Below are 24,033 nucleotides of genomic sequence, written 5' to 3'. Positions count from 1 at the left end.
CCGGCTACCGTCCCTCGACGAGGTCCGCGATCTCGGCGAGGAGCGCCGTCGCCCGCTCGAGGTCGGGGCGGAGGTCGCGGTCGGCGTCGTCCGAGCCGAGCGACGCCGATGCCCGGGCGAACACGTCGGCGAGCGCCCCGGTCAGTCGATCGGCCACACCGCGACGCCGCACGACCCGCATCGCTCCGAGGAGTTCGCAGGCGATGAGCGTCCTCGTGGCGACGACCGCGTCCTCCAGCTGGGCGACGGCCTGCGCGGCGAACGGTGCATCCTCCTCGGCGCCGCGCGACAGGACGACCGTGTCGAGCGCCGCCGGTTGCGCCGCGTGCCGGATGTCGGCGACCGCGCCCGCCGCGACGTACTCGACCATCATCAGTCCTGACGCACCCGGTTCCCCGTCGCCGAGGAACGGCGGCAGGCCCGTGAACGCGGGCTCGTTCACCAGCCGCAGGCGCGAGAGGGTGACCGTCGACGTCTGCGCGAGCGCGAGCGCTGTCGCGTCCAGTTCCGCTGCCAGCTGCGCCTGGAAGAAGGCACCGTGGTGGAGGACCGCCCGTGACCCGGAATCGGCACCGAGGACGTACAGCGGGTTCTCCTGCGCAGCACCGATGAGCGCTTCCACCTGGTCCGCGAGCCGGTCCGTCGCCGTCGCCACGACACCCTGCGTGATCGCGGCGATGCGGAGTGCGAACGGGTCCTGGATCCGAGCCGGTTCCGGCGCGGGTCCGATGAGCGCGCGCAACGCCGCAGCGGCAGCTACGACACCGGGCGAGGCGGACGCACCCGCGGCCGCCTCGGCATACGCCTGCGCATTGCCGTCCAGCGCGTGGAAGCTGAGCGCGCAGACCGCCGACCAGGCGCGGTCGAGCCTCCACAGCTCCGTGACCGCGAGCGCCGCGCGCGCGATGGTCAGGGCGCTGCTGCTGATGAACGACAGGGCACTCTCCGAGCCCCACGCGTCCAGCGGCTCCAGCGTCGTCGACGCCGGTCGTTCACCGAGCAGGGTCAGCGCCGTACCGGCGAGCGCGGTGAGGTCGCCGGTCCCGATCGACCCGAGGGTCCGGACGGTCGGCAGTGCATCGCGGCGCAGCATCTCGGCGAGCGCCGCGACGACCGCGGGCTCGACACCCGATCCGCCGACGGCGAGCTGGTTGAGCCGGACCGCGAGCATCGCCCGCACGACCCGGTCGGGGACGACCTCCCCCGCGTCGACCGCGTGGCTGCGGAGCAGGCGGCGTGCGTGGGCATCGCCGTCGTCGGCCACCGCGGTGTCCTTGTTCGCCCCCACGCCTGTGCTCCTGCCGTAGACGGCCGCGTGCTCGGCGAGGTCCCGCGCTTCGTCATGAGCGGTGGCCAGCCGGTCGAGCACCGCGCGAGGCACCGAGGCCTCCTCCTCGAGGTCCGCGATCCGCCGCAGCTCGTCGATGCCCAGTGCTCCCGCGATCCCGATCATCCCGACACCCTCTCTTGCGCTCCGTCGTCGTGTGCACCATCCTTGCTCACACGGCGAACGTCCCACCAGATGAAATTCGAGTTTTACCTGACGGAAACATTCGAGGCGGTTCGCTGAAACGGCGGAGCCATAGCGTGGTGGCTCGACAGAGAGGGATCTGATGGCTGAATCATCGACTCGAACCGTGGAGCGTGCACTCTCGCTCCTCGCCGTGGTGTGCGACCGCGGCCGCACGACCCTCGCCGAGAGCGCGCGACTCGTCGACCTCTCGCCGAGCACCGCCCTCCGGCTCCTCCGCACCCTGGAGTCCACGGGCTTCGTCCGGAAGGACGCCGACGGCAGCTACCGACCCGGCAGCCGCGTCGTCCAGCTCGGCACGCAGGCACTCAGCAACGAGTCGCTCGTCGGCTTCTGCCACACGGAGATGCTCGACCTCGTCGAACGCACCGGCGAGTCCGCCTACCTGAGCGTCGAGGGTCACGCGTCCACCGCGCTCTACCTCGCGATCACCGAGGGCACCCACTCCGTCCGTCACGCGAGCTGGGTCGGTCGCACGATCCCCCTCGACGGGTCGGCCGCGGGTGCCGCACTCACCGGACGGACCCCCACCGCCGGCTACGTCACGGTCGAGCGGGGCGTCGAGTCGGACGTCACCGCGATCGCCGCCCCCGTCCGCTCGGGAGCACGGATCGTCGCGGCCCTGAGCCTCGTCATCCCGAGCTACCGGATGACCGACGACCTCATCGCCTCCTACGGCGAGCTCCTCGTCGCCGCCACGGACCGGCTCTCCAGCGGGCTCGCCTCGTACACCGGCCCCACCGACAACACACCCGCGACCGTCCCCGACGACGCCGCGGACCTCCTGGAGGGACGCGCATGATCCGCTTCACGAACGTCAAGAAGGCCTACCCGGACGGCACGGTCGCCGTCCACGACCTCTCCTTCGAGGTGCCGACCGGATCCCTCACGGTGCTCGTCGGCCCGTCCGGCTGCGGCAAGACCACCTCGCTCCGGATGATCAACCGCCTCATCGATCCGACCTCGGGGTCGATCCTGCTCGACGACGTCGAGACCCAGTCGCTCGACCGCGTCACCCTCCGCCGTCGGATCGGCTACGTCATCCAGAACGCCGGTCTCTTCCCACACCGCACCGTCGTCGACAACGTCGCAGCCCTCCCCCGCCTGCTCGGCGGCTCGCGTCGGGAGACGCGCACGGCGGCCCTCGAGCTGCTGGAGCGCGTCGGTCTCGACGAGAAGTTCGCGAAGAAGTACCCGTGGCAGCTGTCGGGCGGTCAGCAGCAGCGCGTCGGCGTCGCCCGCGCCCTCGCGACGAACCCGCCGTTCCTCCTCATGGACGAGCCCTTCAGTGCGGTCGACCCGATCGTCCGGACGCAGCTCCAGGACGAGTTCCTGCGCCTGCAGGCCGACATCTCGAAGACGATCGTGATGGTCACCCACGACATCGACGAGGCACTCAAGCTCGGCGACCAGGTCGCGGTCCTGCGCGAGGGCGGTCTCCTCGCGCAGATCGCGCCGCCGGTCGACCTCCTGACCCAGCCCCACGACGCGTTCGTCGCCGACTTCGTGGGTGAGGCCCGCGGCTACCGTGCACTCGGCTTCCTCGGCCTCGACCACGACGACGCCCTCCACCGCGAGCCCGTCGCCCGGCTCGGCGACACCGCCGTGACCGGCGTGCACGCGAGCGGCTGGGTGGTGGTGACGGACGACGAACGCCGTCCCCTCGGCTGGTTCGACACCGCAGCCGGTCACGGCTCCGTCTCGACCGACACCATCAGCGGCCAGGGCCTGTTCGTGCCGCGCACGGCGTCGCTCCGCATCGCGCTCAACGCAGCGCTCGCGCACCCGAGTCGACGCGTCGGGCTCCTCGACGACGACGGCCGACTCACCGGCACCATCGCCGCCAGCGAACTCCTCGAGCGTCCCGCCCCCGAGCGGAGCCTCCGATGACGATCGACTGGATCTGGGAGAACCTCCCGCTCATCGGCGACCTCACGCTCAACCACCTCTGGTTGACGCTCACCCCGACGGTGCTCGGCCTCCTGGTCGCCCTCCCGTTCGGCTGGTGGGCGCACCGCTCGCGTCGCGGCCGCCCGTTCATCGTCGGTACCGCCGGGCTGCTGTACACGATCCCGTCGCTCGCGCTGTTCATCATCCTGCCGACGATCCTCGGCACGAAGATCCTCGACCCGATCAACATCGTCATCGCCCTGACCGTCTACACGGTGTCACTCCTCGTCCGCGTCGTCTCCGACGGACTGTCCTCGGTGCCGGTGGACGCGGTGCAGGCGGCCGAGGCCATGGGCTACCGGTCCTGGCAGCGGCTCGTGCTGGTGGAACTGCCCGTCGCCGTCCCGGTGATCGCCGCCGGCCTGCGCGTCGCGGTCGTCTCCAACGTCAGCATCGTGACGATGGCCGCTCTGCTCGGCATCCCGCAACTCGGGACACTGTTCACGCAGGGCTTCCAGCTCCGCCTCTTCGTGCCGCTCGTCACTGGCATCCTGCTCTGCGTCGTCCTCGCCGTGATCCTCGACCTCATCATCGTCCGGCTCGGCTCGCTCGCGACGCCCTGGCGTGATCGGACGGTGGCAGCATGAGCGTCATCGACTGGCTGACCGACCCCGCCAACTGGACCGGCCCCGACGGCATCCCCTCGCAGATGGGCTACCACCTGCTGTACACGGGCATCGCGCTCGTCATCGCCGCAGTGATCGCCGTGCCGCTCGGCGTCCTCGTCGGCTACACCGGCAAGGGCGAGCGCCTCGTCGCAGGATCGGCCAACGCGCTCCGTGCCCTGCCGACCCTGGGCCTCCTCATCCTGCTGTTCCTCCTCATCTCGCCGGTGGTCCCCGGGCAGCTCGTCTACGTCATCCCGACGATCGTCGTCCTCGTGCTCCTCGCCGTCCCGCCCATTCTGACCGGGACGTACACGGGCATCCAGAGCGCCGATCCCGACGCGGTGGGCGCCGCCCGCGGCATGGGCTACACGAAGCTGCAGATCCTCTGGCACGTCCAGCTCCCCTGCGCCCTCCCCCTGCTGCTGTCCGGCATCCGCTCGTCCACCCTCCAGGTCGTCTCGACCGCGACGGTCGCCGCCTACCTCGGCCTGCAGGGGCTCGGCCGGTACATCATCGACGGCCGCGCCCAGGCCGACTTCTTCCAGATGGCCGGCGGCGCGATCCTCGTCGCCGCCCTCGCCTTCGCACTGGAGATCGCCTTCACCCTCCTCGGCACCCTCATCGTCTCCCCCGGTCTGCGGCGCACCAGCCGCAGACGGCGGACGGCGGCCCCGACCACCGTCACCGGGGCGATCCCCCGGCCGGCCTGAGCCGCACCCGCACCGCACGACCACCTCCGCACGACCGCACCACCGATCCGTCCATCTCACCGAATCGAGGTCCTCATGCCCTTCCCCACCTTCCCCCGTCGTCTCGCGGCCATCGCCGCGACCACCGCAGCCGCCGCTCTCGTCCTCACCGGCTGCGGCGGCCAGGACGCCCTCAGCAGCGACGGCGCGTCCGGCTCCTCCGGCGACGCCGTCATCATCGGCTCAGCAGACTTCACCGAGAGCCAGCTCATCGCCACCATCTACTCCCAGGCGCTGCAGGCCGAGGGCGTCAAGGTGAAGGAGCAGTTCAACATCGGCAGCCGCGAGGTCTACATGGCCGCGCTGCAGGACGGCTCCATCGACCTCCTCCCCGAATACTCGGGCGCACTGCTCAAGTACCTCGACTCCGAGTCGAAGGCCAGCACGAGTGAGGACGTCGTCGCGGAACTCGGCGACAAGCTCCCGAAGGGTGTCAGCATGCTCGACATCTCCCCCGCGGAGGACAAGGACGTGCTCGCCGTCACCCAGGAGACGGCAGACAAGTACGACCTCAAGACGATCTCCGACCTCGTGCCGTACATGTCCGAGCTCAGCCTCGGCGGCCCGCCGGAGTGGAAGACGCGCGTCAACGGCGTCGTCGGTCTCGAGCAGGTCTACGGTCTCACCTTCAAGGAGTTCGTCAGCCTCGACGCCGGCGGACCGCTCACGATGACCGCGCTCACGAGCGGCCAGGTGCAGGTCGGCGACATCTTCAGCACCGACCCCGGACTCACCGCGAACAACCTGGTCGCCCTCGAGGACGACAAGTCGCTCTTCGCGGCCGAGAACATCGTCCCCGTCATCAGCACGAGCAAGCTCGACGACACGATCTCGAAGACGCTCGACAAGGTCTCCGCAGCCCTCACCACCGAGGACCTCATCGAGATGAACGGCAAGGCGTCCGACGGCACGAGCCTGAAGAGCATCGCCGAGGAGTGGCTGAAGGACGCCGACCTCGGCTAACAGCACCCGTCGACGGGCTCAGGGGTCGAGAAGCGATCCAAAGGCCGAGAACCGGCTCCTGGCCGGCGACCCGCCCCTGAGCCCGTCGGAACAGCACCACCACCACCGCACCGCAGACGTAAAGGACCAGCGCATGCCGACCACCACCCGGACCATCCGTGCCGCTCGCGGCACCACCCTCACCGCCAAGAGCTGGCAGACCGAGGGCCCGCTCCGGATGCTCATGAACAACCTCGACCCCGAGGTCGCCGAGCACCCCGAGGACCTCGTCGTCTACGGCGGCACCGGGAAGGCCGCGCGCAACTGGGAGGCGTACGACGCGATCGTCCGCACGCTCGAAGGGCTGGAGGCCGACGAGACCCTGCTCGTACAGTCCGGCAAGCCCGTCGGCGTCTTCCGCACGCACGAATGGGCACCCCGCGTGCTCATCGCGAACTCCAACCTCGTCGGCGACTGGGCGACCTGGCCCGAGTTCCGCAAGCTCGAGGCCGAGGGTCTCACCATGTACGGGCAGATGACCGCCGGCTCGTGGATCTACATCGGCACGCAGGGCATCCTCCAGGGCACCTACGAGACCTTCGCCGCGATCGCCGACAAGCGGTTCGGCGGCACCCTCGCCGGGACGCTGACCCTCACCGGCGGCGCCGGCGGCATGGGCGGGGCACAGCCGCTCGCCGTGACGCTCAACGAGGGCGTCGTGCTCATCGTCGACGTCGACCCGAGCCGGCTGGAGCGACGCGTCGAGCACCGCTACCTCGACGAGATGACGGACGACCTCGACGACGCCGTCGAACGCGTGCTCGCCGCCAAGGCCGAACGGCGCCCGCTGTCGGTCGGCCTCGTCGGCAACGCCGCGACCGTCTTCCCCGAACTGCTGCGGCGCGGGGTCGCCATCGACATCGTCACCGACCAGACGAGCGCCCATGACCCGCTCGCCTACCTGCCCGAGGACACGGCGCTCGCCGACTGGCAGACCGAGGCGGCAGCCGACCCGGTCGACTTCACGCGCCGCTCGCGACTCGCCATGGCGAAGCAGGTGCAGGCGATGGTCGACTTCCAGGACGCCGGCGCCGAGGTCTTCGACTACGGCAACTCCATCCGCGCCGAGGCCAAACTCGGCGGCTGCGAGCGCGCCTTCGACTTCCCCGGCTTCGTGCCCGCCTACATCCGGCCGCTCTTCGCTGAGGGCAAGGGCCCGTTCCGCTGGGCGGCCCTCTCCGGCGACCCGGCGGACATCGCCGCGACCGACCGCGCCATCCTCGAGCTCTTCCCTGAGGACGAGAAGCTGCGCCGCTGGATCACCTCGGCCGGCGAGAAGATCGCCTTCGAGGGGCTGCCCGCCCGCATCTGCTGGCTCGGCTACCAGGAGCGCCACCTCGCCGGACTGAAGTTCAACGAGATGGTCGCCTCAGGGGAACTGAGCGCGCCCGTCGTCATCGGCCGCGACCACCTCGACTCCGGTTCCGTCGCCTCCCCGTACCGCGAGACGGAGGCCATGGCCGACGGCTCCGACGCGATCGCCGACTGGCCGCTGCTCAACGCCCTGCTCAACACGGCGTCCGGCGCGACCTGGGTGTCGATCCACCACGGCGGCGGGGTCGGCATCGGCCGCTCCATCCACGCCGGTCAGGTGATCGTCGCCGACGGGACGCCGCTCGCCGCCGAGAAGATCGCGCGCGTGCTCGTCAACGACCCGGGCACCGGCGTCATGCGTCACGTCGACGCCGGCTACGAGCGGGCGGCCGAGGTCGCCCGCGAACGCGGCCTGCGGGTGCCGATGTGGGAGGGCGAGTGACCGACGGTCTGATCGCCCACGGTCGGCTCGCCGGGCTCGACGAGATCACCGGCGTCGGCGTCGATCCGGCACGCGGCGGGTACTCCCGGCACGTCTGGACGCCGGCCGAGTTCGAACTGCGCGAGTGGTTCACGGCTCGCGCCACCCGACTCGGGCTCGACGTCGAGACGGACCGGAACGGCAACCTCTGGGCGTGGTGGGGTAGGCCTGGGCCCGACGCGGTCGTCACCGGCAGCCACCTCGACTCCGTCCCGGGCGGCGGCGCCTTCGACGGGCCGCTCGGCGTCGTCTCAGCGCTGGACGCCGTCGCGCGTCTGCAGGCCACCGGGCTCCAGCCGTCGCGTCCCGTCGCCGTCGTGGTGTTCGCCGAGGAGGAGGGGTCCCGGTTCGGGGTCGCCTGCCTCGGATCCCGGCTCCTGTCCGGGGCGATCACCGCGGACGCCGCCCGAGCGCTGACGGACGCGGACGGGGTCACCGTGGCCGAGGCCGCAGCCGCAGCCGGGCTCGCTCCCGAGCACCTCGGCCGTGACGACGAGGCGCTCGGCCGCATCGGACTGTTCATCGAGTTGCACGTGGAACAGGGTCGCGGCCTCATCGACCTCGGCTCGCCCACCGCCGTCGCCTCGTCGATCCTCGCCCACGGCCGCTGGCGACTCCGGGTGAGCGGTCAGGGGAACCACGCCGGCGCGACCGGCATGCGCGAGCGCCGTGACCCCGTGGTCGCCGCGGCACGCGCCGTCCTCGCGGTCGAGCAGGCCGCCCTCGCGACGGACGACGCCCGCGCCACCGTCGGCCGCCTGCGCATCCTGCCGGGCGGCACCAACGTCATCGCCTCCGAGGTCGACGCCTGGGTGGACGCCCGCGCGGCCACCGACGCCGGCACGCGCGCCCTCGTCGCGGACATCGAGGGCCGGGTCCAGGAGGCCGTCGCCGATTCCGGGTGCGCGGTGGAGCTGATCGAGGAGTCGTGGTCGGGCGTCGTCGAGTTCGACCCCGAACTCACCGCGCGGCTCGCCGGCACGCTCGGCGGGGTCCCGCTCCTGCCGACAGGTGCGGGCCACGATGCCGGGGTCCTGAGCGGCGCGGTACCGACGGCGATGGTCTTCGTCCGGAACCCGACCGGTGTCTCGCACTCACCGGAGGAGTTCGCCGAGACGGCCGACTGCGTCGCCGGCGTCGAAGCGCTCGAGGCCCTGCTCCGGAGCGTCCTGTGACGGTCGCGAGCGTCGACCCCGGCGCGGCGGACGTGCGGGCTCCCATCTGGGCCGCGACGGCGATCATGGACGGTCGCCCGACCGGCCGCGTGCGCTTCACGGCCGACGACTCCGGACGGATCGCGACCGTCGAGCGCGGCGTCGAGCCGGAGGCGGGCGACCGACGCCTCGGAACGGTCATCCCGGGCATGGGGAACGCCCACTCCCACGCGTTCCACCGTCTGCTCCGCGGACGCACCCACGCCGACGGCGGCGACTTCTGGCAGTGGCGCGAGGCGATGTACGCGGCGGCCGCCAGCCTCGACCCGGACCACTACGGCCGGGTCGCCCGTGCCGTGTTCGGCGAGATGCTCGTCTGCGGCTGGACGGCGGTCGGCGAGTTCCACTACGTGCACCACCAGGCCGACGGCACCCCGTACCCGACCGCCCACGCGATGGAACTGGCGGTCGCCGAAGCCGCCGCCGACGTCGGCATCCGGCTCACCCTCCTCGACACGGCCTACCTCGCGAGTGGCCTCGGGCCCGCCGGGGGTCCCGCCGCTCCGCTGCTCACCGAACAGCTCGCGTTCGGCGACGGCGACGCGTCCGGCTGGCTCGCCCGCTGGCATCGACTGCGCGACGCGCTCTCCGGCTCGGTCTGCGCCACCGGGCTCGTCACGCTCGGTGCCGCGCTGCACTCCGTGCGCGCCGTGCCCGTCGACGCCATGCGCACGATCCTCGCCGGCCTGCCCGACGACGTCCCGCTGCACGTCCACCTGTCGGAGCAACCGCAGGAGAACGTCGACACGCTCGCGAAGACGGGCAGGACGCCGACGGGCTTGCTCGCCGCGCTCGGTGCGCTCGCCCCACGCATCAGCCTCGTCCACGCGACGCACCTGACCGACGCGGACATCACGGCGATCGGGCGGTCCGGCGCGACCGTCGTGATGTGCCCGACGACCGAGGCGGACCTCGGCGACGGTATCGGACCGGCCCGACGCCTCGCGGACGCGGGGGCCCGGATCGCCGTCGGCTCCGACCAGAACGCGGTGGTCGACCCCCTGCTCGAACTGCGTGGCCTCGAAGCCGGGGAACGGCTCGCCTCCGGCAGACGCGGCCGGTTCTCGCCCGCCGAGCTCCTCGAGGCGGGCACCGACAACGGATACCGTTCGCTCGGACTCGGCCGGCACACGCTGGATTTCGGCGACCCGCTCGACCTCGTCGAGGTGTCGACGTCGAGCCTCCGCACCACCGGCATGGATCCGGCACAACTCGCCCTCGTCGCGACCGCGTCCGACGTCGAGCGGGTCGTCGTCGGCGGGCGGCTCGTGGTGGAGGGAGGTCGGCTGCTCGCGATGTCGCAAGGGTCGACGCCGGAACAGCTCCTCGCGGTGGCGCTCGCCGAGCTGGCAGCATCGACGGAGACGCCCCGGGCAGCCAACTCGTCCCCGACACCCGACCACCCCTCGCAGGAGATGCAGCCATGACCAGCGAACTCATCACCGGCATCGGCGAGCTCACGACCAACGCGGGCTCCGGACCGGGAGACGTCGACGGCAACCGGATCACCGATGCGGCACTCGTCATCGAAGACGGCCGGATCGCGTGGCTCGGCGCAGCGGTCGACGCACCCGACGCCGACACGCGGACCGACGTGGGCGGGCGCGCCGTGCTCCCGGGTTGGGTCGACACGCACACGCATCTCGTGTTCGCAGGCGACCGCTCGGCGGAGTTCGAGGCGCGCATGGCCGGCGGCCGGTACGCGGCGGGCGGGATCGCGACGACCGTGGCCGCCACTCGGGCCGCATCGGAGGAGCAGCTCGTCGCGGGTGCGCGGCGGTTGCGGGCGGAGGCGCTCGCCCAGGGGACGACGTTCCTCGAGGCGAAGACGGGGTACGCGCTCGACGTGGAGGGCGAGGCGCGCTCCGCTCGCGCGGCGGCCGAGGTCGCCGACGTCGTCACCTTCCTCGGGGCCCATCTCGTGCCGGCCGGTGTCGACCGCCGCGACTACCTCGACCTCGTGACCGGACCGATGCTCACGGCGGTGGCTCCGTTCGCGTCCTACATCGACGCGTTCTGCGAGGTCGGCGCCTTCGACGTCGAGGAGTCGCGCGAGGTGCTGCTCGCCGGTCGCGCCGCTGGCCTGGGTGTGCGGGTGCACGGCAACCAGCTCGGCGAGAGCGGTGGGGTGCGCCTCGCGGTCGAGCTGGAGGCCGCGAGCGTCGACCATTGCAACCACCTGTCCTCCGCCGACGTCGACCTCCTGGCGGGTTCGTCGACGGTCGCCACCTTGCTCCCGGCCTGCGACCTCTCGACGCGCGAGCCGTTCCCGCCGGCGCGCGCGCTCATCGACGCCGGTGCTTCGATCGCGCTCGCCACCAATTGCAACCCGGGCACCTCGTACACGACGTCGATGGCGTACTGCGTGGCGACCGCCGTGCTGCAGATGCAGCTGACGATCGCCGAGGCGGTGTGGGCGGCGACGCGAGGGGCCGCGGTGGCGGTCGGTCTCGAGCGCGGTGCCGACGCCGTCGGATCGCTCCGTGTGGGTGGTCTTGCGGACCTGCAGGTGCTCGACGCGCCCTCGGTGTCGCACCTCGCCTACCGACCGGGCGTGCCGTTGACGGTCGGCGTCCGGCAGCGCGGCGAGCGCGTCGCGGCCGGGACGACGCAGCGGTGAGCGACGCGGTGGAGGGTCGTGCGCTCGTGCTGCTGCCAGCTGACCGGCATCGGAGCTACCGCTGGCGGAACGGGCTGGGGACCGCGACGGAGATCGCCGTCGAGGCGGTCGGACTTCGGACCGCTGGTGGGCGCGGCGACGGTGACGCGCCGGCCGCCCCGGGGTGGACGCTGAGCATCGCGACGGTCGAGTCGGACGTCGCCTTCTCGTCCTTCCCGGGCGTCGACCGTCAGCTGATGGCGTTGTCGGCGGGCGGACTCGGACTCGTGATCGACGGTGAGCCGGTCGAGTTGGACCGGTGGCAGGTCGCCGCCTTCGACGGGGCCTCAGCGGTGTCGTCGCGGGGCGTGGTCGGGCCGACGCTCGATCTCAACCTGATGGTGTCGCGGGACCGGTTCCGTGGATCGCTCGAGGTCGGCGTCGTCGACGGCTCGAGGCTGGTCACCACGTCGCCGGGCGCCGTCACGTTCATCGTGCTCCTCGACGGGACGTTGTCGGCAGCGGGACCGGGCCTGGACCGCTGCGCGCTCCACATGCACGACGCCCTGCGGCTCGAGGCCGGCACCCTGTCCTTGACCGGCGACGCCACGATCGCACTCGCCCGGATCCTCCCCCACTTGTGATGGGTGCCAGCGCGGTGCGCTGACGCGAGCGCGCCCCGCAGCCGCGAGCGCGGGTCTCCGGAGGGGCGCGCCCACCTCTCAGACCCGCGCCCACGCCGACTCGGCAGGTCTCGCGCCAGCGCACCGCGCTGACCTGAGGCCTCCCCACCGGGTGCCGGCGCGGTGCGCCCGCGCGAATGACGCACACCCGGTGTGAGCGCGCCCCGCGCACGCGAGCGCGGGTCTCCGGAGGGGCGCGCTCACGTCACAGACCCGCGCTCGCGCCAGCGCACCGCGCTGACGCACACCCCAGCGGCGACGGCTACTTCGTGCGGTCGAGCACCGCGAAGCGGAAGGTGTAGGTGGCGTCGAGCGTGTCCTCGAGGCCCGTCACGTTCTTCTGGGCGAGGACCGTCTCGGTGCCCTGGAGCAGCGGGATGATCGGAGCCGCGGTCGCGGTCAGCGCCTGGATCTGCTCGATCGCCGCGGTGCGCGCCGCCGGGTCGGTCGCCGTCGCCTCGGTGTCGATGAGCGCGTCGACGGCCGGGTCCGAGTATCCGTTGGCGACGGACGCCCCGGTCGTCGAGTACGCCGAACGCAGGAAGTTGTCGGGGTCCGGGTAGTCCGGGAAGAACCCGAGCTGGTACGCCGGGTAACCCGACTCCGGGTTCAGCTCCTTCACGTAGCTCGTCCACTCCGTCGACTGCAGGTCGACGGTGAACAGGCCGGACTCCTCCAGCTGCGACTTGATGAGCGCGTACTCCTGGTCGGAGTCCGGGCCGTAGTGGTCGCTCGTGTACTGGATCGGCAGGGCGACGGGGGTGCTGACACCTGCGGCGGCGAGGATCGCCGCGGCCTTCGCCGGGTCCGGCGCGTCACCGTACGCGGTCTGGAACGCGGGCGTCGCACCCGTCTGGCCGTCGAGCACGACCGAGTAGGCCGGCGCGTAGGTGCCCTTGTAGACCTGGTCGGCGATCTCCTCGCGATCGACGAGCGACGCGACCGCCTGCCGGATCGCGAGCTTCTGAGCGTCGTTCGCACCCGGCTGGGTGTTCAGGTTGAACGTGAGGAACCGCACCGAACCGCCCGGCCCCTCGACGACCTGCAGGTCGGAATCGCTCCGAAGGTCGGCGACGTCCGTCGCGGTCAGTGAGCGGTAGGCGATGTCGACGTCGCCCTTCTCCAGGTCGAGCCGCAGGTTCGACGCCGTCGTGTACGGCTTGAGCACGACGTGCTGCGTCTTCGCGCGGGTCCCGGAGTAGCGCGAGTTCGCCTCGAGGGAGAGCAGTCCGCCCGCCTGGTAGCTGTCGACGGCGTAGGGGCCGGAGCCGATCACGTCGTCGTCGCTCAGCAGCTCGTCCGCCGGGAAGACCTCTTCGTCGACGATCGGCCCGGCCATGCTCGTGAGCACGTAGGGCCAGGTCTGGTCGTTCGGGACCGTGAGGTGGAAGACGACCTGGTTGTCGTCACCCTCCTCGACGCTTTCGAGGTTCGCGAGCAGCGGCGACGGCCCGTTGTCGGCGGCGATCTCACGGACACGGGTGAAGGAGTAGACGACGTCCTCGGCCGTGAGCGCGTGGCCGTTGGAGAAGGTCAACCCCTCCTTGACCGTGCAGACGTAGGTGGTCTCGTCGGTGAAGTCGCACGATTCCGCCGCGTCGGGCGCGGGGACGACGTCGCCCTCGTCGTAGCTGAGGAGGTGCTGGTAGATCTGGTTCTGCGGCGTGAAGGATCCGCGATCCCAGGCACCGGCAGGGTCGAGCGAGACGATCTGATCGGTCGTGCCGATGACGAGCGCGGTGGTCGTGGTGGTGCCGCCCTGGGCCGTGCAACCGGTGAGGGCGGCGACGACACCGAGGCCGACGGCGACCGTGGCGAATCTGGCGGATCGGTTCATGGAGCGGTTCCTTCGGGTGACTGCGGGAGAGCTGATGCTGCTGGCGCGACGGGTACCGCGTGGGCGGCGAGCGCGAACCTCGGGTGCGGGTCGGCTCCGTCGACGAGATCGGCGATGAGGCGTCCCAGTACCGGGCCGAACTTGAACCCGTGACCGGAGAATCCCGTCGTGACGATGATGCTGTCGATCCGGTCGATCACGAAATCCTCGCTGGGGCTCAGATCGTAGAGGCAGCTGATGGTATGGGGTGCGGACGCGTCGACGCCGGGCACCCATTCGGCGACGTAGGCGGTGAGCCGCGCGAGTTCCTCGGGTTCGGCGAGGCCGTCGCGTTCGTCGGGGTGGACGTGGACGGCACCGCCGTGCAGCCCGACCTTGACCCCCTCGCCCGGGGTCAGCAGGCCGTACACGCTCGACCCCTCGGCGGGATAGTGGACGAAACTCGGCCAGGCGTCGGCGGCCAGCTCGCTCGGGAAGTGCGCGGGCTGGACCTGCGTCACGACGATCTCGGGCAGCGGACGACCGACGCTGCGAGCGAGCGCGCCCACGAGGTCGGGTGTCCAGGAGCCGGCCGCGACGACCACGTGGTCGGCGACGACGTCGCCCAGCTCGGTGCGGACGACGGCGCCGGCGCCGGCGCCGGCCGCGGTCGGGTCGGCCGGATCAGTCGGATCGACACCGGCCACCCGCACGCCGAAGCGCAGGGTCGCTCCGGCCACCTCGGCGAGGTCGAGCAGGGCCTCGATCGCCTCGGCGGAGTACAGTCGCCCACCGGTCGCGTGGTGGAGGACCTCGCGGTCGAACCGCAGTCCGGGCCAGCGGTCGCTCGCCTGCTCCGGGGTGAGGCGCTCCGACGCGATCCCACCCCGGGTCATCGCCGCCTCGATCGCCGCGAGCATCTCGGGGCGGCCGTGGTCGAGCGCACCGGTGAGGTCGAGCAGCGTCCGCCCGCTCGCCGATTCGAGCGCCCGCCAAGCCGCGAGCGCCTCGGAGGTCAGGGCGACGTAGTCGTCGGCGTCGTAACCCTGACGGAAGATGCGGGTCGCGCCGTGGGAGGAGCCGAGCTCGTGACCGCGCGGGTACCGCTCGAGAACCAGGACGTCGCGGCCCTGCTCGGCCAGCGAGCGTGCAGCCGCCGCACCGACGATCCCGGCGCCGATGACCACGACCTCGGCGCGCGCCGGCAGCGCGGTCGGCGTCGCGTCCGCTGCCGGACCCGGCGCGGTCATCGGCCCGACTCCGCAGGCAGGCCCGACTCCGTCGTCACGCGCGTCGCTGCGGTGGCGCGCGCGTCGACCACCCGACGAGCCGGCATCGCGGCGGCCACGGCAGCCTCGTCGGCGAACGGACGGGACGGGAATCGACCGGGCGCGTACCGCGACGCGTCGACGAAGGTGCTCTCACCCGTGACCATCAGTTCGGCGAGCATCCGACCGAGTCCGGGGCCGTGCGTGACGCCGGACTCGTTGTCGCCGGCCACGACGTACAGCCCGTCCAGCTCCGGTACCGGCCCCGCGATGAAGCGGCGGTCCGCGGTGTACGACACGATCCCCTGCACGGCTTCGGCGTCGTCGACGACGGGCGCGGCTGCCGGGATGAGCTCGGAGACGATCGGCGACAGGTGCTCCCGCATCGCCTCGACGAGGTCGGGGCGGTCCGGGCGCCGGTCCGCCGGGCTGTCGTGCACCGCGAGTGCCTCGTAGCCGACGCCGTTGCCGTAGGTGAGACCGCCGAGGTGCTCCCGGATCCACAGTCCGTCGAGTTCCGGGATCATGAGGGTCGGCACCTCACCGAGGCCGAACGGGGCGGTGGTCAGGCGGCTCGCGATCACCCGCGCGAAGGGCAGCACGCGGTCCGTGGTGGCGAGGAGGTCGTTCGTCCAAGACCCTGCGGCGAGGACGACCTCGTTGCCGAGGACGCGCTCGCCGGTGGCGGTCAGCACGCCGACGGCTCGGCCGCCCTCGGCGAGGAGATCGACGACGGGCGTGTGCTCGACGATCTCGACGCCCTCGGCCCGAGCGAGCGCCGCGAGCGCGAGTCCGGCGTCGGGCGCGCTGATCTGGATGCCGTCGGGATGGATGAACGCCCCGACGATGGCTTCGGGGTCGAGACCCGGAACGAGCTCCGCGGTCTCGACGGCGGTGAGCAGGCGGGCGTCCTCGGGGCGGAGCGGGTGCTCGGCGAACGGCAGCAGGTGGTCGAGCACGGCCTGCTCGGTGAGGGCGAGCCACACGTTGCCCGTGTTCCGCAGCCCGATGTCATATCCGGCCGCGTCGAGCCCGCGGTAGAAGTCGAGGCCCGCCTGCTCGAGGGCGAGTTCCGACTCGTCCCAGTACCAGGCGTAGCCCGCCGCCCAGAGGCCGACGAAGCCCGCGCCCGCCGCGGTCGTCGCACCGGCGGCGGTGCCCGACTCGAGGACCGTCACCCGTCGACCGGCGCGGGCGAGGTGGACGGCGGTCGCCAGGCCGAAGAGGCCGGCACCGACGATGACGGTGGTTGCGGGGCGGGGGTCGGTCACCCTTCGAGGCTAGTCACTCGCCGTCCAGGAGCCGACCATCCCGTCGCAATCCGACACCCGCCGCGTCCGTCGCCAGCGGATTCCGCGTCCCCGACTCAGGAGGTGTGCGGCGCGCCGGGCCCGTCAGCGGTCGACGCGCCGGAGAACTCCTGAGTCGGGGAGAGGGCGGCTAGATGACGCCCTGGGCGAGCATCGCGTCCGCGACCTTCACGAACGCGGCGGTGTTCGCCCCGACGACGTAGTCGCCCGGCCGGCCGTAGCGTTCGGCCGCCTCGTAGGCGGCGCGGTGCACACCGTGCATGATGCCGCGCAGTTTCACCTCGCTGTCGTCGAAGGACCACCGCTGCCTGGCAGCGTTCTGGCTCATCTCGAGCGCCGAGGTCGCCACGCCACCGGCGTTCGCCGCCTTCCCCGGGCCGAAAAGGACGCCGGCCTGCTGGAACACCCGCACGGCCTCGGGCGTCGACGGCATGTTCGCGCCCTCCGCGACCGCGATGACGCCGTGCTTCACGAGGGCGATCGCGTCGCGTTCGTGCAGCTCGTTCTGCGTCGCGCTCGGCAGCGCGATCTCCCCCGGGACGTCCCAGACGCTGCCGCCGGCGACGAAGTGGGCGCCCTGACGGCGGGCCGCGTATTCGGAGATCCGGCCGCGCTCGACCTCCTTGATCTGCTTGAGGAGCTCGAGGTCGATGCCGGCGTCGTCGACCACGTATCCGGAGGAGTCCGACGCGGTGACAGCGGTACCACCGAGCTGGTGGACCTTCTCGATCGCGTACGTCGCGACGTTCCCGGAGCCCGACACGATGACGCGCTTGCCCTCGACCCCGCGGCCGTCGACGGCGAGCATCTCGTCCACGAAGAACACCGTCCCGTACCCGGTCGCCTCGGTGCGCACCTCGGCGCCGCCCCAGCCGACACCCTTGCCGGTGAACATGCCCGACTCGTGCCGGTTGGTGATCTTCCGGTACTGGCCGAAGAGGAAGCCGATCTCGCGCGCGCCGACGCCGATGTCGCCGGCCGGGACGTCGGTGTGCTCGCCGAGGTGGCGGTAGAGCTCGTTCATGAAGCTCTGGCAGAAGCGCATGATCTCGGCGTCCGATCGCCCGTGCGGGTCGAAGTCGCTGCCGCCCTTCGCGCCGCCGATGCCCTGCGCGGTGAGGGCGTTCTTGAAGATCTGCTCGAACCCGAGGAACTTCACGATCGACAGGTTCACGCTCGGGTGGAAGCGCAACCCGCCCTTGTACGGGCCGAGCGCCGAGTTGAACTGGACGCGGAATCCGCGGTTCACCTGCACCCGGTTGCGGTCGTCGGTCCACGGCACGCGGAAGACGACCTGCCGCTCGGGTTCGACGAGACGTTCGAGGATGCCCGCCTCGAGGTACTCGGGGTGTTCGTCGAGCGCCGGGCGGATGGACTCGAGGACTTCGAGGAGCGCCTGGTGGAACTCGGGTTCGCCCGCGTTGCGCCGCAGGGCGGCCTCCGCGACGGCGTGGACGGGGTCGGTGGACGTGGTGGTGCCGGTCACTGTGGTGCTTTCTGATCGGCCGACCAGGCGTCTCCGGCTGTCGCTCGACGGTGGTCGGAGGCAGTGGAGCGCGACTCGCCGGCGGGGAGGTACACGGGCCGTCGTGGGGCCTCGGCAAGCCTGGCAGCCGCGATAGATATCCGTCAAACGTCGACTAGACGAGCCGACCGGACCGGTGGGACGACGGCCTAGAGGTGGTCGTGCTCCGCTGCCTCGCTCGGGATGATCGGGATCGCGAGGGCCGGGAGCACCGCGACCGCGAGGAAGGCGAGCGGATAGCCGACCAGGCCGATGAGCGCACCGACCGCCGGACCGACGACCGACGCCGCGATGAACTGGCCGGTGTTCTGCGCTCCCAGCGCCCGCCCGGCCCAGGCGGGGCCGGCCATCTCGGCGACCGAGGTGAAGGCGAGCCCGTTGTCGGCGACCGTCACGGCACTGGCGACGACGAGCGCGACGGCGACCGCCACCGGCCACTGCAGCAGCCCGACACCGGCGAGGAGCAGCATGACGACGACCGCCGACACCGCCACCCAGCGCAGCGGTCGCACCCGGCTGCCGACCCGGTCGCTCAACACCCCGACGCCGATCCGACCGATCGCTCCGACGAACTGCGCCACACCGACGAGCACGCCCGCCGCGAGTGCGTTCCAGCCCTGATCGGTGACGAGCCAGACGAGCGCGAAGGTCGTGAGCGTGAACTGCGGCACCACGAGCAGGATCGACACGGCGTGGATGCGCCAGAGGAAGCCGTCGCCTCGGTAGGGGTTGCGGGGTCGCGCGGCCACGGGGTTCGGCGTCGTCTCCGTCGGGACCGGCTTCGGCACGACGGTCCGTGGCGGATTCCGGAGTCCGATGGTGCAGGCCACGGCGAGGACACCCGTCGCGACGAGCGAGATCAGGAGCGCGGCGGAGATGCCCGACGCCGCCGCCACGGACGGCACCGTCACCGCGGCCGCCGTGACGCCGAGCGGCTGCGACATCTGGCGGATCCCCATCGCGAGGCCGCGGCGGTCCTTCGGGAACCAGCCGACGACGATCCGGCCGCTCGCCGAGTTCGTGCTCGCGGAGGCGGCGCCACCGAGGAGGAGCAGGATGCCGAGCGGACCGTAGCCGAGCGAGGGGATGAGGCCGTCCGCGGCGATCGCCCCGGCAGCGGCCAGCGCGGTGAGGGCGAGGCCGCCGGCGATGACGACGCGCTCGCCGACGCGGTCGGCCAGCCAGCCCCAGGCGATGAGCGTCAGCACCATGCCGAGCGTGGGGGCAGCGGCCATGACGCCGGCCTCGGCGAGCGACATGCCCCGCTCGGCGTGCAGGAGCGGGATGAGGAACGCCGGGGTGCTGACGAAGAGCGTGCCGGCGGTCTGCGCGGCGACGCCGAGCCCGAGGACGGTCCAGGCCCGACCGGCGTTCGGCATCGGTGGACGCGCCCCGCGCGCGGTCGCCGGGGCCACGGGGGCTGGTGTCGATCCGGTCATCGTGGCGCTTCCCGCACTGGGTGTCTCCCACTGCTAGCATGACGGTACACCATTTTGGTATACCAATTGTCACCGGCCGGATCGGGATCACGGATGAGCACTCCGACGCAGACCACGCAGCTCTACGAGCGCCTCCGCGGGGCGATCCTGACCCTCGACCTCGCGCCCGGTCAGCCGCTCACCGAGCGGGGGCTCGAGCAACGCTTCGCGGCGTCACGGACACCCGTGCGCGCCGCACTCACCCGGCTCGAGGCCGAGGGACTGGCGCGTCGCGACGGCCGCGGCTGGATCGTCGCGCCCATCGACCTCGAGGAGATCGGGCTCATCGCCGAGGTCCGTGAGGCGCTCGAGACCGCCGGCGTCCGGCTCGCCGCCGAACGCGCGACCGAAGCGCAGCTCGCCGCGATCCGCACCCTGCTCGACGAACCCCGCCCCGACGACGAGCGCACGGTGCTCCGTGTCGGCGGCGACTTCCACGAGGAGCTCGCGGCACTGTCCGCGAACCACCTGCTCGCCGAAGGAGTGCACGGCGCGATGGTCCGGCTCGCCCGCACCCGCTGGCTCGAGGTGCGGACGCCCGAGGCCCGAGAGCAGGCCGCCACGGAGCACCGCGCCATCCTCGACGCGGTCGCGGCGCGCGACCCCGAGCGCGCGGCGGACCTCGTCGCGCGCCACATCCGCGGGACGAACGAGCGACTCATCGCCTCACTCACCGCCGACCAGCGGCGCCTCCGCGGTCACGGGGTCGACATCGTCAGCTGAAGCACCGTTGACTCGCAGTCGGCGTCCACAACTCCTGCACCCGGCCGCGAATCCCGCTGACACGCCGTGCCCGAGCTCGGACGCGAACCGACAGCAGGAGTTATGCGCGAGCGCGACGGCTCAGTCGTCGAGCGGCTCCGCCGACAGCAGCCCGCGCAACCAGTCACGGGCCTCGATGAACACCTCGTCGTTGTACCGGGAGTGGTAGTCGACGGCGGTGCGATCGGCGCTCGGGTACGAGCCCAGGAAGATCACGTTCGGGCTGAAGCGTCGGAGCCCCAGCAGGGCGTCGGCCATCCGCTCGTCCTCGATGTGTCCGAGGGCGTCGATCACGAAGCGGTAGCGGCCGAGCGCGTCGCCGATGGGCCGGGACTCGATGAGACTCAGGTTCACGCCTCGCGTGGAGAACTGCTCGAGCATGCCGAGCAGCGAGCCCGACTCGTCGTTCGGCAGCTCGACGATGAGGCTCGTCTTGTCGGCACCCGTCCTGGACGGGATCTCCCGTGAGCGACTGACGACGACGAAGCGGGTCACGGCGTTCGGGTTGTCGCCGATGTTCTCCGCGAGGACGTCGAGGTCGTAGTGGTTCACGATGCCGGGCGGGGCGACCGCTGCGTCGGCGGTCGAGGTGCCGTCGAGCAGGGAGGCCGCGGCGGCGACGTTGCTCGACGCCGGGATGTGTCCGTGCGAGGGCAGCTTGGCGTCGAGCCAGAGGTGGCACTGCCCGTAGGCGACGGGGTGCGCGTTCACGACCGAGACGTCCTCGAGGCGGGTTCCGGGGCGGGCGACGAGCACGAAGTTCACCGGCACGAGCACCTCGCCGACGATGCGGAGACCGGGCATCGTGGCGAGTGCATCCTGCGCCACGGACACACCACCGTCGACCGAGTTCTCGATGGCGATGACCGCGGCCGTGCTGCGGCCCTCGAGGACGTCGCCGAGCGCCTCGCCGACGTTCGACACGGGCTTCCAGATCTGGCCTCTGGCCTCCTCGACCTGACCGAGCGCCACCTCGGTGAAGGTCCCGCTCGGACCGAGGAAACTGTAGCTCCGGAGGGCGTCGTCGGCGGGTGCGGCTGGCATGCCTCCGAGCGTACCGTGTGGTTCGCGACACGCCCTTGGACGACCGTTGACTCCCATCCAGGTCACATTCGGGTGATTTCCAGGAAGATCGGGCCATTTCGGCCCCGATACCCCCCGTTTTGAGCTATTCAAATCACGCCACTACCCGCCACAATGGATACAAGGGTGTATTGAGCGCTGCCGCTCGTCTCGGGAAGCGAGTTCACGGCCGTTCGTCTCCCCGATCTCGATGCGTGATCCATGTCGCGCGAGGCTCCACCCGATGGGCTGAGACAGGAACAGGAGTGACGTGACGAGTGTCTTCACCGACGCCGCCTCGCGGTCCACTCCCCGACTGAACCTGGCGAGCGGCGGCGAGTCCGTGTTCAGCCTCGGCTCCTCCTGGAGCCTCCCGTCGTTGTCGCTGCCGGCCTGGGTGCACCGGCCGATCTCGGCGGCCCGCGCGACACTCGTCAAGTCGATCGTCATGACCGTCGCGATCGCCGCGATCCTGGCCGGCGTCGTCACGGTGACGCAGACCTCGACCGCCGGCGCGAGCGCGATCTCCGCCACCGACTTCGCACCGGCGGCCTCCTCCGTCCCGACGATGACGGCGGCCGCCTTCACCACTGCCTACGCCGGGGATCTCGCCGCGGCGGCGACGGCACTCACGACGATGTCCTCATCGCAGGTCGCGCAGCTCTGGACCGAGCTCGCCCCCGGGTACCGCGCACTGCTCATCACCGGCTACCCGGCGGTCATCGGCAACCTCGAGGGCGTCGCCTACACGGACCGGGCGACGGCCAACGTCTCCCGCCTCGCAGGCCTCCTCGCCGACACCGAGGCGAGCTACCGCTCGCTGACCGTGAGCAGCGACCAGGTCGACGGGCAGGCGGACTCGGCGGCCCTCGCCACGACCCTGTCGCGCCTGGACGCGATCAAGCTGCTCGTCGACCGGTACACACCGGACGCGATCGCCGCCCGACTCCAGCCGGAGTACCTCATCACGTTGCAGGCGGGCGGCTCCGGGCCCCCGCGGGTCGCGGTCGCGGTCGGAGACGTGGACACCGCCACCTACGTCACGGTGTTCGTCCCCGGGATGAACAGCAGCGCACTCGAACTCGACGACTACTTGCGCGGAGCGAAGCGCATCCAGACCGCCGCAGCCGACAGCGCGGTCATCCTCTGGATCGGCGGACACAGCCCGAGTGCGCTCGAGGTGCCGTCGAACGACCGGGCGGTCGAGGGGGCTCCACTGCTCGCCGGGGTGCTCGCCGGATACGACGCCGTCCGCTCCGCCCACGGTGTCGCCTCGCAGCTGAGCGTCGTGGCGCACTCGTACGGCACGGCGACCGCCTCGCTCGCGTTGGCGTCCGGCGACTACCACGTCGACGACTTCGTCATGCTCGGTTCGGCCGGTATCCCGACGGAGATCGGGATCGACGATCTGCACGTCCCGGCGAGCCGCGTGTACGCCTCCCAGGCGAGCGCCGACACCCTCGCCGGTCTCGGCCAGTTCCTGTCCGGTCGAGCCGATCCTGCGACGAGCTCCTGGGGCGCGACCACCTTCGGCTCCGACGGTCTGACGCTCGGCGACGGCGACCACCTCGGCGCCGTCGACGGACACAACGCGGTCGGGTCGAGCAACGCCGACGACCGGGGCAAGTATCTCGGGCCGGCGACCGAGAGCCTCTACGCGATCCAGCGCATCGTCACGGGTCAGGCGTACGCGGTCGCCGACCTGACGACGCCCGGGTCGTCCCACCAGCGCGGCTCCGTGCCGGATGCCGCGGGCGTCGGGGCGGGGGCATCCACGACGAGCACCTCCACGACCGCCTCCGCTTCCGCCTCGGCCGCGGCGCTCCTCACCACGCGCTAGTCGACGGCCCTCCACAGGTACCTGGAGCAGCGCCCTCTCCACAGATCCGTGTCGGCTCGCTCCTGCGCCGATGGAACCCGATAGCGTCGTTGACATACCGACATACGCCTTCGTAGGCTCGGGTCATGCGAACGACCATCCGACTCGCCGACGAGTTCTACGAGGCGGTCCGCGAGCACGCCTCGCAGGAGGGGAAGACCGTGACCGCCTACATCGAAGAGGCTCTGCGCGCAAAGCTGGCCGCTGCGGCCGCACCGCCCGAGCGGGAACCCTACAAGGTCGTGCCGTTCCGCGGCGGGAGCGGGCCACGGCCGGGCATCGATCTGACGAACAACGCGCAGCTGCAGGACATCATGGACGGACTCGAGTGAAGGTTCCGGACGTCAACGTCCTCGTCGGCGCCTTCCGGGACGACGATCCCAACCACCTCGCCCTCGTCCGCTGGCTCGAATCCGCGGTGGCCGCCGACGAACCGCTCGGCGTCAGCGACAGCGTGCTGGCCGCATTCGTCAGGATCGTCACGAATCGTCGGATCTTCGACCCGCCGACGCCGCTCCTGCAAGCACTCGAATCCGCGGACGACCTCCGGCGTGCAGACGGCGTACGACCGGTCCATCCGGGCCCATCGTTCTGGAGGCTCTTCGTCCGGTTGTGCCAGGAGTCCGGTGTCGCCGGACCTCAGGTCGCCGACGCGGCCCACGCCGCACTCGCGATCGAACACCGGGCGACCTTCGTCACGCTCGATCGCGACTTCGCGCGCTTCCCGGACCTCCGGTGGGAATCGCCACTCGCCACGGGTCAAGCGCCTTCCTGACATCGGTCGTTCCTGCCAGACTGGTGC

Annotated in this window: 21 protein-coding genes; 14 read left to right on the top strand and 7 right to left on the bottom strand. The window is 71.6% G+C overall.

What is annotated here, in order from left to right:
• Positions 1-4 precede the first annotated feature (4 nt).
• Entirely contained in the window at positions 5-1,453 is a 1,449-nt protein-coding gene (locus tag ITJ62_RS13345; RefSeq protein ID WP_194603006.1) for an aromatic amino acid ammonia-lyase, read from the bottom strand.
• 160 nt (positions 1,454-1,613) lie between these two features.
• Between ITJ62_RS13345 and ITJ62_RS13340 the strand changes: the two genes are divergently transcribed.
• From ITJ62_RS13340 to ITJ62_RS13295, 10 genes are all read left to right on the top strand, one after another.
• The gene (locus tag ITJ62_RS13340; protein WP_079706464.1) at positions 1,614-2,333 is read left to right on the top strand and encodes an IclR family transcriptional regulator; all 720 of its coding nucleotides are present in this window, start codon (positions 1,614-1,616) and stop codon (positions 2,331-2,333) included.
• On the top strand, positions 2,330-3,421 hold the full coding sequence (locus ITJ62_RS13335; RefSeq protein ID WP_194602972.1) for an ABC transporter ATP-binding protein: 1,092 nt from the start codon (positions 2,330-2,332) through the stop codon (positions 3,419-3,421). The genes ITJ62_RS13340 and ITJ62_RS13335 overlap by 4 nt, the downstream gene beginning before the upstream one ends.
• Positions 3,418-4,068 (top strand): ABC transporter permease, encoded by a 651-nt coding sequence (locus tag ITJ62_RS13330; protein ID WP_162852302.1) that lies wholly within the window; start codon positions 3,418-3,420, stop codon positions 4,066-4,068. The genes ITJ62_RS13335 and ITJ62_RS13330 overlap by 4 nt, the downstream gene beginning before the upstream one ends.
• A complete protein-coding gene (locus ITJ62_RS13325; protein WP_194602969.1) occupies positions 4,065-4,799 on the top strand; it encodes an ABC transporter permease in 735 nt (244 codons plus the stop codon). The genes ITJ62_RS13330 and ITJ62_RS13325 overlap by 4 nt, the downstream gene beginning before the upstream one ends.
• A gap of 75 nt (positions 4,800-4,874) precedes the next feature.
• Entirely contained in the window at positions 4,875-5,801 is a 927-nt protein-coding gene (locus ITJ62_RS13320) for an ABC transporter substrate-binding protein (RefSeq protein ID WP_194602966.1), read from the top strand.
• A gap of 133 nt (positions 5,802-5,934) precedes the next feature.
• Complete coding sequence (hutU, locus tag ITJ62_RS13315; protein WP_159876082.1) at positions 5,935-7,596, top strand: urocanate hydratase; 1,662 nt, start codon at positions 5,935-5,937, stop codon at positions 7,594-7,596.
• On the top strand, positions 7,593-8,810 hold the full coding sequence (locus tag ITJ62_RS13310; protein WP_194602962.1) for an allantoate amidohydrolase: 1,218 nt from the start codon (positions 7,593-7,595) through the stop codon (positions 8,808-8,810). Before hutU ends, ITJ62_RS13310 begins: the two co-directional genes overlap by 4 nt.
• Complete coding sequence (locus tag ITJ62_RS13305) at positions 8,807-10,276, top strand: formimidoylglutamate deiminase (RefSeq protein WP_370581915.1); 1,470 nt, start codon at positions 8,807-8,809, stop codon at positions 10,274-10,276. Before ITJ62_RS13310 ends, ITJ62_RS13305 begins: the two co-directional genes overlap by 4 nt.
• Entirely contained in the window at positions 10,273-11,469 is a 1,197-nt protein-coding gene (gene hutI, locus ITJ62_RS13300) for an imidazolonepropionase (RefSeq protein WP_194602959.1), read from the top strand. Before ITJ62_RS13305 ends, hutI begins: the two co-directional genes overlap by 4 nt.
• On the top strand, positions 11,466-12,092 hold the full coding sequence (locus ITJ62_RS13295; protein ID WP_194602955.1) for a HutD family protein: 627 nt from the start codon (positions 11,466-11,468) through the stop codon (positions 12,090-12,092). Before hutI ends, ITJ62_RS13295 begins: the two co-directional genes overlap by 4 nt.
• Before the next feature lie 301 nt (positions 12,093-12,393).
• Here ITJ62_RS13295 and ITJ62_RS13290 read toward each other — a convergent pair whose 3' ends face one another.
• The 5 genes from ITJ62_RS13290 to ITJ62_RS13270 all read right to left on the bottom strand — a co-directional run bounded on the left by ITJ62_RS13290 (position 12,394) and on the right by ITJ62_RS13270 (position 19,489).
• Entirely contained in the window at positions 12,394-13,968 is a 1,575-nt protein-coding gene (locus tag ITJ62_RS13290; RefSeq protein ID WP_194602952.1) for an ABC transporter substrate-binding protein, read from the bottom strand.
• Positions 13,965-15,197 carry an FAD-dependent oxidoreductase gene (locus ITJ62_RS13285; protein WP_194602948.1) on the bottom strand — a complete coding sequence of 411 codons (1,233 nt, stop codon included), beginning with the start codon at positions 15,195-15,197 and terminating at the stop codon, positions 13,965-13,967. Before ITJ62_RS13285 ends, ITJ62_RS13290 begins: the two co-directional genes overlap by 4 nt.
• Positions 15,194-16,486, bottom strand: coding sequence for an FAD-binding oxidoreductase (locus ITJ62_RS13280; protein WP_194602946.1), 1,293 nt, complete (start codon positions 16,484-16,486; stop codon positions 15,194-15,196). The genes ITJ62_RS13285 and ITJ62_RS13280 overlap by 4 nt, the downstream gene beginning before the upstream one ends.
• A gap of 169 nt (positions 16,487-16,655) precedes the next feature.
• Positions 16,656-18,011: an NADP-specific glutamate dehydrogenase gene (gdhA, locus tag ITJ62_RS13275; RefSeq protein ID WP_064296885.1), complete on the bottom strand. Its 1,356-nt coding sequence runs from the start codon at positions 18,009-18,011 to the stop codon at positions 16,656-16,658.
• Between the two features lie 188 nt (positions 18,012-18,199).
• The gene (locus tag ITJ62_RS13270) at positions 18,200-19,489 is read right to left on the bottom strand and encodes an MFS transporter (RefSeq protein WP_370581914.1); all 1,290 of its coding nucleotides are present in this window, start codon (positions 19,487-19,489) and stop codon (positions 18,200-18,202) included.
• Between the two features lie 93 nt (positions 19,490-19,582).
• Here ITJ62_RS13270 and ITJ62_RS13265 point away from each other — a divergent pair, with 93 nt between their 5' ends.
• Positions 19,583-20,251 (top strand): GntR family transcriptional regulator, encoded by a 669-nt coding sequence (locus ITJ62_RS13265; RefSeq protein WP_194602945.1) that lies wholly within the window; start codon positions 19,583-19,585, stop codon positions 20,249-20,251.
• A gap of 120 nt (positions 20,252-20,371) precedes the next feature.
• On the opposite strand, the gene pheA is transcribed toward ITJ62_RS13265, so the two are convergent.
• A complete protein-coding gene (gene pheA / locus ITJ62_RS13260; protein WP_194602941.1) occupies positions 20,372-21,334 on the bottom strand; it encodes a prephenate dehydratase in 963 nt (320 codons plus the stop codon).
• A 289-nt stretch (positions 21,335-21,623) separates the two neighbouring features.
• Here pheA and ITJ62_RS13255 point away from each other — a divergent pair, with 289 nt between their 5' ends.
• The 3 genes from ITJ62_RS13255 to ITJ62_RS13245 all read left to right on the top strand — a co-directional run bounded on the left by ITJ62_RS13255 (position 21,624) and on the right by ITJ62_RS13245 (position 24,006).
• Positions 21,624-23,192: an alpha/beta hydrolase gene (locus ITJ62_RS13255; RefSeq protein ID WP_194602939.1), complete on the top strand. Its 1,569-nt coding sequence runs from the start codon at positions 21,624-21,626 to the stop codon at positions 23,190-23,192.
• Between the two features lie 125 nt (positions 23,193-23,317).
• Complete coding sequence (locus tag ITJ62_RS13250; RefSeq protein ID WP_194602935.1) at positions 23,318-23,563, top strand: ribbon-helix-helix protein, CopG family; 246 nt, start codon at positions 23,318-23,320, stop codon at positions 23,561-23,563.
• On the top strand, positions 23,560-24,006 hold the full coding sequence (locus ITJ62_RS13245; protein ID WP_194602932.1) for a TA system VapC family ribonuclease toxin: 447 nt from the start codon (positions 23,560-23,562) through the stop codon (positions 24,004-24,006). The genes ITJ62_RS13250 and ITJ62_RS13245 overlap by 4 nt, the downstream gene beginning before the upstream one ends.
• Positions 24,007-24,033 lie beyond the last annotated feature (27 nt).

This window comes from Plantibacter sp. VKM Ac-2876 (genome assembly GCF_015350715.1).
Taxonomy (GTDB): Bacteria; Actinomycetota; Actinomycetes; order Actinomycetales; family Microbacteriaceae; genus Plantibacter; species Plantibacter auratus.
Note: the sequence above shows the minus strand (reverse complement) of the source record. Positions and strands in the feature narration are given on the sequence as shown.